The organism is Kitasatospora phosalacinea (genome assembly GCF_030268885.1).
Classification (GTDB): Bacteria; Actinomycetota; Actinomycetes; order Streptomycetales; family Streptomycetaceae; genus Kitasatospora; species Kitasatospora phosalacinea_C.
Window position 1 is genome coordinate 95,591 of sequence record NZ_BSSA01000024.1, and the last position, 13,364, is coordinate 108,954.

12 protein-coding genes are annotated in these 13,364 nt (G+C 75.6%); 9 read left to right on the top strand and 3 right to left on the bottom strand.

The annotated features are described in order from the left end of the window. Positions 1 to 104: 104 nt before the first annotated feature. Both QSK52_RS28265 and QSK52_RS28270 read right to left on the bottom strand, forming a co-directional pair. Positions 105 to 896, bottom strand: a complete 792-nt coding sequence (locus tag QSK52_RS28265) for a thiol:disulfide interchange protein DsbA/DsbL (RefSeq protein ID WP_285739010.1) — start codon at positions 894 to 896, stop codon at positions 105 to 107. Between the two features lie 256 nt (positions 897 to 1,152). After that, positions 1,153 to 1,854: a hypothetical protein gene (locus QSK52_RS28270; protein WP_285739011.1), complete on the bottom strand. Its 702-nt coding sequence runs from the start codon at positions 1,852 to 1,854 to the stop codon at positions 1,153 to 1,155. Between the two features lie 224 nt (positions 1,855 to 2,078). Here QSK52_RS28270 and cutA point away from each other — a divergent pair, with 224 nt between their 5' ends. Both cutA and QSK52_RS28280 read left to right on the top strand, forming a co-directional pair. Further along, entirely contained in the window at positions 2,079 to 2,405 is a 327-nt protein-coding gene (cutA, locus tag QSK52_RS28275) for a divalent-cation tolerance protein CutA (protein WP_285739012.1), read from the top strand. A gap of 60 nt (positions 2,406 to 2,465) precedes the next feature. Next, positions 2,466 to 2,963, top strand: coding sequence for a hypothetical protein (locus QSK52_RS28280; RefSeq protein ID WP_285739013.1), 498 nt, complete (start codon positions 2,466 to 2,468; stop codon positions 2,961 to 2,963). Here the strand turns inward: QSK52_RS28280 and QSK52_RS28285 are convergent. Next, entirely contained in the window at positions 2,960 to 4,039 is a 1,080-nt protein-coding gene (locus tag QSK52_RS28285) for a glycosyltransferase (protein WP_285739014.1), read from the bottom strand. The genes QSK52_RS28280 and QSK52_RS28285 overlap by 4 nt on opposite strands. Positions 4,040 to 4,327: 288 nt before the next feature. Here QSK52_RS28285 and QSK52_RS28290 point away from each other — a divergent pair, with 288 nt between their 5' ends. The 7 genes from QSK52_RS28290 to mscL all read left to right on the top strand — a co-directional run bounded on the left by QSK52_RS28290 (position 4,328) and on the right by mscL (position 13,070). Continuing rightward, entirely contained in the window at positions 4,328 to 5,449 is a 1,122-nt protein-coding gene (locus tag QSK52_RS28290; RefSeq protein ID WP_285739015.1) for a glycosyltransferase family 4 protein, read from the top strand. Positions 5,450 to 5,768: 319 nt separating this feature from the next. Next, positions 5,769 to 7,637 (top strand): tyrosine-protein kinase family protein, encoded by a 1,869-nt coding sequence (locus tag QSK52_RS28295; RefSeq protein ID WP_285739016.1) that lies wholly within the window; start codon positions 5,769 to 5,771, stop codon positions 7,635 to 7,637. Further along, on the top strand, positions 7,634 to 8,737 hold the full coding sequence (locus tag QSK52_RS28300) for a glycosyltransferase (protein ID WP_285739017.1): 1,104 nt from the start codon (positions 7,634 to 7,636) through the stop codon (positions 8,735 to 8,737). Before QSK52_RS28295 ends, QSK52_RS28300 begins: the two co-directional genes overlap by 4 nt. Positions 8,738 to 8,758: 21 nt before the next feature. Next, the gene (locus QSK52_RS28305) at positions 8,759 to 9,805 is read left to right on the top strand and encodes a GNAT family N-acetyltransferase (protein ID WP_285739018.1); all 1,047 of its coding nucleotides are present in this window, start codon (positions 8,759 to 8,761) and stop codon (positions 9,803 to 9,805) included. After that, positions 9,805 to 11,334, top strand: coding sequence for a hypothetical protein (locus QSK52_RS28310; protein ID WP_285739019.1), 1,530 nt, complete (start codon positions 9,805 to 9,807; stop codon positions 11,332 to 11,334). Before QSK52_RS28305 ends, QSK52_RS28310 begins: the two co-directional genes overlap by 1 nt. Next, complete coding sequence (locus tag QSK52_RS28315) at positions 11,331 to 12,533, top strand: DegT/DnrJ/EryC1/StrS family aminotransferase (protein ID WP_285739020.1); 1,203 nt, start codon at positions 11,331 to 11,333, stop codon at positions 12,531 to 12,533. The genes QSK52_RS28310 and QSK52_RS28315 overlap by 4 nt, the downstream gene beginning before the upstream one ends. A gap of 87 nt (positions 12,534 to 12,620) precedes the next feature. Then, positions 12,621 to 13,070, top strand: coding sequence for a large conductance mechanosensitive channel protein MscL (gene mscL, locus QSK52_RS28320; RefSeq protein WP_285739021.1), 450 nt, complete (start codon positions 12,621 to 12,623; stop codon positions 13,068 to 13,070). The last annotated feature ends 294 nt before the right edge of the window (positions 13,071 to 13,364 follow it).

The following is a 13,364-nucleotide window of genomic DNA, read 5'->3' on the forward strand; positions in this document are numbered from 1 at the left end:
CGGGTTCGGTGAAGATTGCGGCAGCTCAGCCCGGTACGGGACGGTTCCGGACCGAACCGCCCTTTCCGGCCGGGGAGTTGGCGAGCAGGGGGATCGGGGGCGGATCAGCGGGCGGGCGGTCCGGCCGGCTGTTCGGCGACCAGCTGGTCGAGGGCGGCGGGCATGCCGTCCACGCCGCCGGCCCGGGTGGGCGAGGTGCGGCCGGTGCCGTCCACCACCACGGTGGGCAGCTCGGTGACCTGGTTCTGCGCGAACAGCTTCGGCGCGTCCTCGACGGCCCGGTCCACCTCCGCGGAGCGGTACGCGGCCCGGAACTCCGCCGCGTCGACGCCCTGCCCGGCCACCCAGTCGGCGGCCGCCCGCTCGGTGGTCAGGTCGGTGTGCTGCTCGCGGACGGCCCGGAACACCGCGGCCTGCAGCCGGTCGACCTCACCGAGCCGCTCCAGGGCGTAGAACAGCCGCGCGTGCGCCCGCTGTTCGGCCTCGTCGGGGCTGCCGGTCCAGATCGCCGGGACGCGGCGCAGCGTCACGTCCGCCTGGTGCCTGGCGGCCCAGCGGGTGAGCGGCTGCTCCAGCAGGGCGGAGTGCGAGCAGTTGTACCAGAAGAACTCGACGGCCTCGTGGGCCCGTTGGGCCTTCGGCGCGGACGCGGGCGACGCGGTGGAACCGAGCGGCGCGGCGGGCTCCAGCGGGCGGGTGGCGGGCACCGGCGCGTGCTGGTGGGTGGGCCCGGACGGCTGGAGGGCGGCGAGCGGGCGGCCGGGCGTCGGCAGCTGCTGCCCGTTCGGACCCGGCGGCAGCTTCGGGAGGCCGGGCGCGGCCTCGGCGACGGCCGGGGCGGCCAGCAGACCTCCGGCCACGGCGAGCAGGACAGTGGTTCCGAGCAGCGACTTCACCCGGGCAGCCTGGCAGGAGCGGTGCGCGGCGTTCCAGGCGGGCGGGCCGCGGTCGGGGTAATTCGCCGGATCGGAGCAGTGCGGCACCGGTGCGGGTCGAACGCCGGTCCGGGGTTCGACGTCCCGTCCGCCCGCCGCCGTCCGCCTGCTGTCCGTCCGCCGCCTTGCCCGGCAGGGGCGTCGTGCTCCCCCGCGGCCCCGGTGGGCGGGCGCGTCCCCGCTGCTGCGCCCACCTGCGGCCCCGGCGGGCGGCGGGCTACTTGCCGTCGTGCTTCCACTGGGCGCGGGCCTCGGCCTCGCTGGTCTTCGGGACGCCGACCTGGATCTGGTCGGAACCCTCCTCGGCGACCGGGCAGTAGCGGCCGTCCTTGACGTCCATGGTCAGGGTCAGCACCTGCTCGTTGCGCACCAGCTCCAGCACCTCGCCGGTGGTGCAGGTGGCGTTGGCGGCGACCGGCGGCGAGGCCAGCCAGCTGACGGCCTGGTAGACCGGGGCGTTCGGGCGCAGCACGGTGCCGTGGGCCTTGTCGGTGGCGAAGCTGCCGGTGCCGAGGACGCCGCTCTTCAGCTTCGTGAACTCGTTGGGCACGTGGTTGGTGCGCAGGTCGGGGCCGCCGTAGACGACGCAGTCGTGGCCGCTGGTGTTGGTCAGCTTGATCACGCCGTTGATCCGCGGGTTCGCGCTCCGGTCGAGGGTCAGCTCGGCCTTGACGTCGCTCTCCTTCTCGGAGTTGCCGCAGATCGGGACGTCGGCGCCGACGGTGCCACCGGTGCCGCCGCCGGTCGCGGCCTTGCTGGCGGTCGCCCCGGCCGTGGCGGGCGGGGCGGCGGCCGGGGCGCTCGCGGCGGTGGTGGCGCCCGACGCGGCGGAACCGGCGTCCTCGGGGTCGCAGGCGGTCAGTGCGAGGACCGCGCAGGCGGTGAGGGCGGCGAGGGCGGCGGGCTTGCGGACGTTCATCTCGGCTCCGTGGTCCGGTGCGGTGGGCCGCCGGTCGGCGGCAAGCATCACCACGGCGTCCGGCCACCGGACGGTTGCGGGGGTGAACGTCCGGTACAGCGCTGTTACGCACGCTGTTACACGGGGACGCCGGACGGCCGGTCAACTCCGCTCCGGGTACGACTGGTTCGTGCACCGGACGGTTCCCGGCCGTGACACACCGCGGCTCCCCTACGGTGGGGTCCATGACGAACCGTGAGTTCCTGGTGGTGACCACCACCCACGACGACGAGGGCGCGGCCCGCGAACTGGCCGCCGCCGCGGTGCGCGAGCGCTTGGCGGCCTGCGCCCAGGTGTACCCCGTCCGGTCGGTGTACTGGTGGGACGGCGAGGTGCGGGACGGCGCCGAGTGGCGCGTCGACCTCAAGACCCGGGCCGCGCTGGCGGACCGGCTGACCGCGTTCCTGGTCGAGCGGCACTCGTACGACACCCCGGAGGTGGTCGGGGTGCCGGTGGCCGCCGGTTCGGCGGCCTACCTGGACTGGATCGCGACCGAGACCACCGGCGACTGAGCGGCTCCCGTCCCCGTGGCCGTCCCCGGATTCCGGTGCGCGAGGGCCTAGGGTCGGCGGATGGACGCACCCCCGCAGCAGAAGCAGTCGCCACCGCCCGGTCCGGACCGGCGCCGTCCCCGCCGCTGGCGGGAGGTCTCCCCCACCCGCCGCGGCCTGGTGCTGGCGTGGTGGGGCTTCACCCTGACCTTCGGCTTCCTGCGACTGCTGACCTGGCTGATCCACGTCGACGCCGCCGGGGTGGGGAACGTCTCGGCGGGCGGCGTCCACCTCCACCACTACGTGTGGGGCATCCTCGTCCTGATGGTCGTCGGCGCCCTCGGCCTGGTCGAACGCTCGCCGCGCTGGCGGACCTGGATGGGCCTGGCCTACGGCATCGGCACCGCGCTGGTCGTCGACGAGACCGCCAACCTCATCCATCTGAGCGACGTCTACTGGGAGCACGCCGGTGGGACCAGCATCGCCGTCGCGCTGATCGCCATCGGCGTCGTGGGCGGCGCCCTGGCCTTCACCCACCGGGACGGCACGGGGAAGTCCGGTACGGAGGACGGGTCCTAGGCGGCGCGTTCCCGCGTGCGGGCGACCTCGCGCAGCAGGTGCTGCCAGGCGGTGGTGACGGCGGCGAGGTCGAAGTGGGCGAGGGCGTGCGAGCGGGCCGCGGTCGCGTACGGGGTGCGGTCGGTGGTGAGCAGGGTGCGCAGGGCCCCGGCGAGGGCGGCCGGGTCGCCGGGCGGGACCAGCAGGCCGCCCTCCCCGGGGCGGACCACGTCCGCGACCCAGCCGACGTCGGTGGCGACGGCGGGGAGGGCGGCCAGGGCGGCCTCGATCAGGACGCCGGGGACGCCCTCCGAGTCACTGGTGAGCAGCAGCAGGTCGGCGGCCCGGTACAGCGGGGCCGGGTCGTCCAGCGGGCCCAGCAGGTGGGTGCGCGGGCCGGGGGCGAGGGCGGCCCGCAGGGGGCCCTCGCCGGCCAGCGCGAGGTGGACGTCCGGGGGGAGCAGGGCGTGCGCGGCGAGGGCCAGGTCGGGGCGCTTCTCGGGGCTGAGCGCGCCGACCCAGGCGATCAGCGGGACGTCGGCGGGCAGGCCCAGCTCGGTGCGGGCGGCGGCCTTCGCGGCGGGGTCGGCGGCGGGCCGGAAGCGGTCGGCGGGGCGGGCGTTGGGGAGGGTGTGCAGGCGGCGGGCGGGCAGCCGGAAGCGGGTGCGCAGGACGTCCACGGCGTGCGGGGAGATCGCGGCGACGGCGGCGGCCCGGTGCAGGAGGGCGCCCACCCGCAGTCGGCGCAGCGGGTCGGCGGTCCAGTGCCTCGGGTCGCCGATGTTGACGTACACGAAGGGCGTCCGGGCGGCGAACAGGCCCAGTGCGCACGCCTGGAGGGTGGAGGAGCCGTGCGCGACCACCACGTCGGCGCGGGCCGCGAGCGTGCGCAGGGCGCGCAGGGTGGCGGGGTGGTGCCGGGAGGGGCCGAGCACGGGGACGGCCGCGTCGGGGGCGGCGTCGGGGTGCGGGTGCAGGGCTGCCAGTTCGGAGGGCTGGCCGCGCCGCAGCAGTTCCCGGTGCAGGTCGCGGGCGAGGCGCTGGGCGCCGCGGGCCCTGGGGTCGGTGATGACGTGGAGTACCCGCGGGTCGGCCATGGCGCCGAGAGTAGCGGGGCGGGGGCGGGTCGGGTGGCGAAATCAGGGGGCCGGGGAACGGCGGGGCCGTGCTGCTTCGGGCCGCCCGAACAGAACCCGAAGCCGATGCGCGCACCGGCGGTGCGCCGGCGGCAGACCCGTGCCCGCCGTTCCCCGGGCCCCTGATCGCGCGTCCCACCGGACCCCTGATTCCGCTTTCGGCGGACGGGGGGCAGGTTCGGCTGGGATGCTGATCCGCGGTTCAGGGGGTGGCCCGGCGAGGGGGTTGGCGCGGTGCGCGTGGTGTACGTGATCGACAGTGTGAGCCGGGTGGGCGGCGCGGAGCAGGGGCTGGTGGCGATGGCTCCGTTGCTGGTGCGTTCGGGCGTGGAGTTGCACGTGGCCTTCCTGAAGGAGTCGCCGGGCGGCTTCCAGGAGGAGTTGCGGGCGGCGGGCGCGCAGGTGCACCCGGTGCTGCGCGGGTCGCGGCGGGCGCGGGTGGCGGCGTTGCGGGCGGAGTTCCGGCGGCTGCGTCCGGACCTGGTGCACACGACGCTGTACGAGTCGGACGTGCTGGGCCGGTCGGCGGCCTTCGCGGCGCGGGTGCCGGTGGTGTCGAGCCTGGTGAACTCCGCGTACGGGCCGGAGCACCTGCACGCGCGGGGGTTGAGCCCGTGGAAGGTGCGGGCGGCGCAGGCGGTGGACGCGGTGACGGCGCAGGGGGTGCGGCGGTTCCACGCGTTGACGGAGCACGTGGCGGGGGTGATGGCGGCGCGGTTGCGGGTGGCGCGGGGGCGGATCGACGTGGTGCCGCGGGGGCGGGACCCGCTGGTGCTGGGGCGGGTGGGGGCCGAGCGGCGGGCCCGGGTGCGGGCGGGGCTGGGGGTGGGCGAGGAGGTGCCGGTGGTGCTGGCGGCGGCCCGGCAGCAGTACCAGAAGGGCCTGGACGTGCTGGTGTCGGCGTGGCCGCGGGTGCGGGAGGCGCGGCCGGACGCGGTGCTGCTGCTGGCCGGGAGCCGGGGGGCGGAGACGGGGCGGTTGGAGGAGTTGGCGGCGGCGACGGGGGGCGTGCGGTTCCTGGGGCCGCGGGACGACGTGTTCGACCTGATGGCGGCGGCGGAGGTGTTCGCGGTGCCCTCGCGCTGGGAGGGGTTGGGGAGCGCGGCGATGGAGGCGATGGGGGTGGGGGTGCCGCTGGTGTGCGCGGACGTGGCGGCGTTGCGGGAGACGGTGGGCGGTTCCGGGGAGTGTGCGCTGCTGGTGCCGCCGGAGCGGCCGGAGGCGCTGGCGGGGGCGCTGCTGCGGGTGCTGGAGGAGCCCGGGGAGGCGCTGGTGCGGGCGAAGGCGGCGCGGGCGCGCTTCCTGTCGGGGTACACGCTGGAGCGGGTGTCGGCGCGGATGGTGGAGTTCTACGGGCGCGCACTGGCCTGACCCCGTACGGGCGGGCGGTGGCCGAACGGACCGGCGGGGGCCCGGAGCGCTTTTGATGACGTTGCGTCAGTTCGGGTGCGTGCGTCCGGAATCCGACCGGTGGCAGGTGTCAGTATGGCCAAAGTGCTTGCGCCGCAGGTCCGGGGCGGGAAGCATCGGTCGCAGGGGAGGACCGTGGGGGCGGTCTGGGACGTTCGCTTTTCCGCTAGCCGCTGCCGGGGGTGCACGCGGCCCGGCCGTACCGATGCGCGCCGCCCGTAGGGGCGGGTGCGGCTGTTGGGGCGCGTGTGCACCGTGACGAGGCGAGGGGAACCAACCGGTGGAACCGGCAAATCTGTTCACCGTTCTGCGGCGGTACTGGCGGCTGCTGGCCGCCTGCACGGCGGCCGCGCTGGTCGTGGGTTTCCTGCTGACGCCGGCGGGCGACGCCGTGGACAACGGGAAGTGGCAGTGCAAGGTCGCGATCACGCCGGTCGCGGGCGCGGCGGACACCGTGCGCGCCGACCAGGTGCTGTCGTACGCGCAGGGCTCGGCGGTGACGACGGCGGCGGCGCAGAAGCTGAACGTCAAGGACGTGGCGGCGCTGACCGCGCGCCGGACGGTGGCGGCGGAGTCGACGCAGATGCTGCTGTTCACCACCACGGGCCCGACCCAGGCGGACTGCACGGGGCTGGCGCAGGCGCTGTCGGAGGCGACGATCACCGGCTACGCGCAGGAGTCGAAGAAGAGCGCCGACGAGTCGATCAAGCGGTTGCGGGCCCAGGCGGACGCCCAGCAGGCGCAGTTGGACGAGCTGCAGAAGTCGGTGAGCCGGGCCAACGCGAGCGATCAGGCCAAGCTGCAGCCGCAGTTGTCGACGGCGACGGCGGCGCTGACCAAGACCCTCGGGGCGATCGCCGACCTGCAGAACTACAGCCAGACCGACGCGATCCAGCAGTGGGGCTCGATCGACGCGAAGGAGCTCGGCGGCAGTCTGCTGTCCTCGCCCTCGCGCGGGGTGCGGCTGACGCTGGCGGTGGTGCTGGGCCTGTCGCTGGGCGTGGTGGCGGCGCTGATGCTGTCCCGGATGGACACCCGGCTGCGTTCCCGGGACGGCGCCGAGGAGGCGTTCAACCTGCCGGTGATCGGGGAGATCCCCCGGCTGTCGCGGCGGCTGCGGCGGCTGCACGAGCCGCTGGTGACGGCCCGTCCGGCGGACCCGGCGACCGAGGCGTTCCGTTCGCTGCGCTCGACGCTGCTGCTGACCGGCCCGGAGTCGCTGTCCGCGCAGTTGGGGCAGGGCGGCCTGGACCCGGACGAGCGGCGGGTGCGGCGGGCGGTGGGACCGGCGCCGGTGGTGCTGGTGATGTCGGGGCGTTCGGGCGACGGGCGGACCACGACGGTGGCGAACCTGGCGGCGGCGCTGGGCGAGACGGGCCGTCACGTGCTGGTGCTGGACTGCGACTTCCGGCAGCCGGAGCTGAACGCCCACTTCGGGATGGACGAGGGCCCGGGCATGGCGGAGCTGCTGTCGGGCGAGCGGTTGGACGACCTGGCGGACCTGATCCGGCCGACCCGGGTGCCGAACGTGTCGCTGATCGCGGGCGGCCACGCCACCGCGTACCCGGCGGCGCTGGTGCTGCGCGCCGGGGAGGTGCTGGCGCTGGCCCGGCGGTACGCGGACGTGGTGCTGATCGACTCCTCGCCGCTGCTGAACGCGAACGACGCGTACGACCTGGTGCAGCACGCGGACGCGGTGCTGGTGACGCTGATGGCGGGCAACGTCCGCCCGGAGGAGGCGGACCGGGTCGCGGAGCTGCTGGCCCGCACCGGGGTGCCGGTGGCGGGGGTGGCGCTGCTGGGGGCGGAGGTCGCGACCGGGCGGCGGCACCGCGGGCTGCGGCTGCCGGGGCGCCTGGGCGGCCGGCCGGAGCCGGAGCCGGCCCGGGCGGCGCTGCCGCGTCCGGTGGCCGCCGCGCCGGCCCGGCCGGAGCCGCGCCCGGAGCCGCACGCCGAGCCGCGGCGGCCGGATCACCGGCGTCCCGAGCACCAGCGGGCGGCCGACGGCCGTCGCGAGCCGGTGTACGGGGTCGGGGAGGGTGCGGGCCGCCGGGACGGGACGACGAGCTGGGGCCGCCGCCCGGCGGAGCTGCCGCCGGAGGAGCCGGTGGAGACGACCATGCAGCTGCGGCTGGGCGAGGACCGGTGACCGGGCCGCGGGCCAGGGTGCTCTGGCTGGCCAAGGGCCTGGGCCGGGGCGGCGCGGAGCAGCTGCTGCTCAACTGCGTGCGCCACGCGGACCGTTCGCGCTACGCGATCGAGGTGGCGTACGTGCTGCCGCACAAGGACGCGCTGGTCCCGGCGCTGGCGGCGGCGGGCGTGCCGGTGCACTGCCTGGGCGGCGCGCCGGGGCGGCGCTGGCCGCTGCGGCTGCGGGCGCTGCTGGCGGAGCGCCGCTACGACCTGGTGCACACCCACATGCCGGTGCCCGCGGTCGCGGCGCGGCTGCTGACGCTGGGGCGGGGCGGGCCGCGGCTGGTGCACACCGAGCACAACCTGTGGGAGCGCTACCGGCTGCCGACCCGTTGGGCGAACGCGCTCACCTACCGGCGCAACGACGCGGTGGTCGCGGTGTCGCACGCGGTGGCGGACGGGATCGCGGCGGGCGGCGGGCGGCACCGGGCGGGCGAGTGGCTGACGGTGGTGCACCACGGGCCGGACCTGGGCGACGCCCCGTCGGGCCCGGCGGCGCGGCGCGCGGCGCGGGAGGAACTCGGGCTGCCGCAGGACGCGTTGGTGGTCGGCACGGTCGGCAACCTGACGGCGAAGAAGGACCAGGCGTCCCTGCTGGCGGCGTTCGCGCTGCTGCGCGGGCACCGGCCGGAGGCCCGGCTGGTGCTGGTCGGGTCGGGGCCGCTGGAGGCCGAGTTGCGGTCGCGGGCGGGCGAGGGGGTGCTGTTCGCGGGCATGCGCGCGGACGTGCCCGCGCTGCTGCCGGGCTGGGACGTGTTCTGCCTCAGCTCGCGCCAGGAGGGCCTGCCGGTGGCGCTGATGGAGGCGATGGCCTCGGGCCTGCCCTCGGTGGTGACCCGGGTCGGCGGCGTCCCGGAGATCGTGGACGACGGCGTGGAGGGCCGCCTGGTGGCGCCGGGCGATCCGGCCGGACTGGCGTCCGCCCTGGTCGAGTTGGCCGATCCGGGCCTGCGGGCGCGGATGGGCGCGGCGGCCCGCGAGCGGTCGAGGTCCTTCGACGTGGCGGGGGCGCAGCAGGCGGTGGAGCGGGTGTACGCGCGGGTCCTGGCGAACTGAACGGGTGGGGCGGAGCACGACGTGGGTGGCGAACTGACGTACCGCGGGCTGGAGTCGGGGGACGTTCCGGCGGTGCTGGAGCTGTTGACGGCCTCGCTGGCGGGCGGTCCGACCGGGCGGCGCAGTGCCGGTTTCTTCGACTGGAAGCACCGGGCGAACCCGTTCGGGTCGAGTCCGGGCCTGGTCGCGGTGGCGGCGGACGGGCGGGTGGTGGGGGTGCGGCTGTTCCTGCGCTGGTCCTGGCGCGGGGAGGGCGGCCGCGAGGTGCGGGCGGTGCGTCCGGTGGACACCGCGACGCACCCGGACTTCCGGGGGCGCGGGATCTTCCGCCGCCTGACCACCGAGCTGCTCGAACGGGTCGCCGGCGAGGCCGAGTTGGTGTTCAACACGCCGAACGGGAACAGCCTGCCGGGCTACCTGAAGATGGGCTGGCGGGAGCTGGGCCGCGTCCCGGTGGCGCTGCGGGTGGCCCGGCCGGTGTCCTTCGCCCGCGGGGCCCGGGCGGCGCTGGCCCGGCGGCCCGGCCCCTCGGGGCCGCTGCGCTGCGAACTGCCGTCCGCCGCCGAGTGGCTGGCCGCGCCGGACGCCCGGCGGGCGGCCCAGCTGGCCGAGCTGCTGGCCGAGCGCGAGCGGGCGGACGCGGCCGAGAGGCGGCTGCACACGGTGCGCACCGCCGCCTACCTGGAGTGGCGGTACGGGGCGGCGCCGGGCCTGGACTACCGGGTGGTGACGGTCGAACGGGGCGGTGAGCTGGTCGGGTTGGCGTTCGGGCGGCCGCGGCGGCGCGGCCCGCTGGCCGAGTTCACGCTGGCCGAGCTGATCGTCCGCCCGGGCGACCGGGTCGCGGCGGCGCAGCTGCTGCGCCTGGCCGCGTCCTGCGGCTGCGACCACGCGGCCACCCACCTGGCCCCCGGCACCGAGGCGGCCGCGGCCGGGCTGCGGGCGGGCTGCGTGCGGGCGCCGCGCACCGGCATGGTGCTGGCGGCCCGCACCCCGACCGGCCCGCTGCCCCGGGGGCGCACCCTCGCCGACTGGCGGTTCAGCCTCGGCGACCTGGAGGTCTTCTGATGGCGGTGCTGACCGCCGCGCGCCCCGCCCGTCGGCGGGCGCGCCCGCTGGCCCGGCTGTCCGGGGCGGTGCGGCGCGGGCGGCTGACCGCGCTGGCCTGGCTGCTGGTGCTGGGCTACGTGACGGTGTTCGTGCTGGCCATGGTGCACACCTCGTACGACACCTGGGGGGCGCTGCTGGTGGCGCCCGCGCTGATGGCGGTCGGGACGCCGGTCCTGGCGCGGGTCGCGGCGGGCAACCCGGAGCGCGGGGTGTTCAAGCTGCTGATGGTGGCGATGGCGGCGAAGCTGGCCTGCGCCTTCCCGCGGTACCTGATGGCGTTCGTGCTCTACGGCGGCGCGGCGGACGCCAAGATGTACCACCAGAAGGGCTCCGAGCTGGCCCGCTACCTGACCACCGCCGACCTGTCCGCGGGCCTGCACTACGACCTGGGGATGAAGGTCGCGGGCACCGGTTTCGTGATCATCGTGACCGGGGTGGTGTACGCGGTGACCGGGCCGACCCTGGTCGGCGGGTTCCTGGTGTTCTCCTGGCTGGGTTTCTGGGGGCTGCTGTTCTTCTGGCGGGCGCTGCAGATCGCCTTCCCGGAGGCCGACTCGCGCCGCTACGCGAAGCTGGTGTTCTTCCTGCCCTCGCTGCTGTTCTGGCCGTCCAGCATCGGCAAGGACGCCTGGATGATGTTCTGCCTGGGCCTGACCACGTACGGGGTGGCGCGGCTGCTGGACCGGCGGTTCGGGGCGTTCGCCTGCATCGCGCTGGGGTCGCTGGGGACGGCGATGGTGCGGCCGCACGTGACGGTGCTGGCGGGTGCGGGCCTGAGCGTGGCGTACCTGCTGCGCAGGCGGCCGCAGCAGGTGTCGGCGCTGGGGCCGCTGCGGACGGTGCTGACGGCGGCGGTGCTGGGCGTGGGCGTGATGCTGATGCTGCAGCAGGTGTCGGCCTTCTTCGGCACCAACGGCACCGGCGGGGACGCGGTCAACCAGGTGCTGTCGGAGACCTCGCGGCGCACCTCGCAGGGCGACTCGGTGATCAACGCGGCGACCGCGGACGAACCGGCGCCCGCGTTCAGCCTGAACCCGCTGAAGCTGCCGGTGTCGGTGGTGAGCGTGCTGTTCCGGCCGTTCCCGTTCGAGGCGTCGAACCTCCAGAACCTGATCCAGTCGGTGGAGTGCTTCGCGCTGCTGGTGATGTTCGTGCGGGCCTGGCCGCAGTTGGCGCGCGTCCCGAAGCTGTTCGTGCAGCGCTCGTACGTGGCCTTCACCGCGGTGTACACGCTGCTGTTCTGCTGGGCGTTCTCGACCATCAACAACATGGGCATCCTGTCCCGCGAGCGGGTGCAGGTGCTGCCGCTGGTCCTGGTGCTGCTGGCGATCCCGCGGCCGGCCCCGGCCCGTCCGGCGCGCAGCCGCCGCCCGCCGCTGTGGCGGGTCCAGCCGGGCCAGTGGGGCGCCGCGCGCCAGGGCCCAGAGCCTCCGGTCGCCGTCGGCGCACCGGATCCGTCACGAACCCAGGGGGGCTCGACCTCATGACGACCGACCAGAACCGCCCCGCCGTCCTCGGCGGTGCGCCCGCCTTCCCCGACGGCCTGCCGCTGACCCGCGTCCGGGTGCCCGACCGGGAGGGGCTGCTCGGGCGGCTGGCCGGGGTGCTGGACTCCGGGATGCTGACCAACGGGCCGACCGTGCGCCAACTGGAGGAGCGGGCGGCCGAGTTGATGCAGGTGCCGCACGTGGTGGCGGTGTCCAACTGCACGGCCGGGCTGATGCTGGTGCTGCAGGCCGCGGGGGTGGACGGGCGGCGGCCGGTGCTGATGCCGGGCTTCACCTTCTCGGCGACCGCGCACGCCGCGCACTGGGCGGGCGGCAGCCCGCTGTTCGCGGAGGCCCGGGAGCAGGACATCACCCTGGACCCGGCCGACGCGGAGGCCCGGCTGAAGGCGGCCGACTCCCCCGCCGCGGTGATGGCCACCCACGTGTACGGCACGCCCTGCCAGGTCGAGGAGCTGCAGCGGATCGCCGACGCGGCGGGGGTGCCGCTGGTGTACGACGCGGCGCACGGCCTGGGGTCGAAGCGGCGCGACGTGCCGGTGGGCAACTTCGGCCTGGCCGAGGTGTTCTCGATGAGCCCGACCAAGGTCGCGGTGGCAGGCGAGGGCGGCCTGGTCGCCACCCGGGACGCCGCGCTCGCCGAGACCCTGCGCACCGCCCGCGACTACGGCAACCCGGGTGACTACGACACCCTGTTCCCCGGCCTGAACGCCCGGATGAGCGAGCTGCACGCCGCGGTCGGCCTGACCTGGCTGGCCGGGCTGCCCGAGCGGGTGGCCCACCGCGGCGCGCTGGTCGCCGAGTTCGCCCGGGCCGCGGCGGGCGTGCCGGGCCTGCGCCTGGCCCTGCCGGAGGAGGGCGACACCTCGACCTTCAAGGACCTCACGCTGGTCCTGGACACCGGGGCGTTCGGCCTGGACAACCGGCAGCTGGCCGCGGCGCTGAAGACGGAGGGCATCGACACCCGCCGCTACTTCTTCCCGCCGGTCCACCGGCAGAAGTCGTACGCCCACCTCGGGCAGGCTGAGGAGCTACCGCGCACCGACCGGCTGGCGGCCTCGGTGCTGACCGTCCCGCTGTGGTCGCACATGGACGCGGCGACGGTGCGCCGGGTCGCCGACGCGGTGGTGCGTGTCCAGCCCTTCTCGGCGGAGGTCGCGGCCGCGGTCGGGCGCGTCTGAGCGATCCTCGCAAGGCGGTTCGGCCGTTAGTCGGATCAGGTGAACTCGGTTGGACCGCAGGGAGGTTGGACCGTCAGGATGGCCGTCATGTTCAAGGGATTCCGCAGCTTCCTGCTGCGCGGCAACGTCGTCGACCTCGCGGTCGGCATCGTCATCGGCGCGGCCTTCACCGCCGTCGTCACCGGCTTCGTGGCAGCCTTCCTGACCCCGCTGATCGGCATCGCCTCCGGTGCGGTCGGCGACTTCAGCAAGGAGTCGTTCACCGCCGCCGGGGTGACCTTCCCGTACGGCGCGTTCCTGCAGGCCCTGATCAGCTTCGTGCTGGTCGCCGCGGTGATCTACTTCGCGGTGGTGCTGCCCGTCGGCAAGCTGCAGAACCGTTTCAACCCGGTCAAGGACACCCCGGTGGCCAAGGCCGACTGCCCCGAGTGCCTCAGCACCGTCCCGGCCGCGGCGACCCGCTGCGCGCACTGCACCAGCGAGTTGGCCGGGCGTCCGGGCTTCCCGGCCCAGTCCGCGGCCGCGGCCGCCCGCTGAGCACCCTCCCGCACCGCCCCGGCCCGGACGGCTCCCCGCCGTCCGGGCCGGACCCTTTTCGGCGGTCTGGACCACCGCGGGCTTAACGGAGCCTTTCCCCGACCCGAGCGGGGGCTTTCGTTCCGCCCCCGGTGAGCGGGTGGTGCACGGACGATGGACCCGGGATGACCGAAACGGGACCTCGCTTCGCCCGACTAAGTCCGACATTGTCCGATTTAAGCGAGCGAAGAGTCTGTAAACAGTTGAACTCCAGGCCGTTCCGCTCTCCTCAGCAGGCGTGTTGTGGGCTTACGG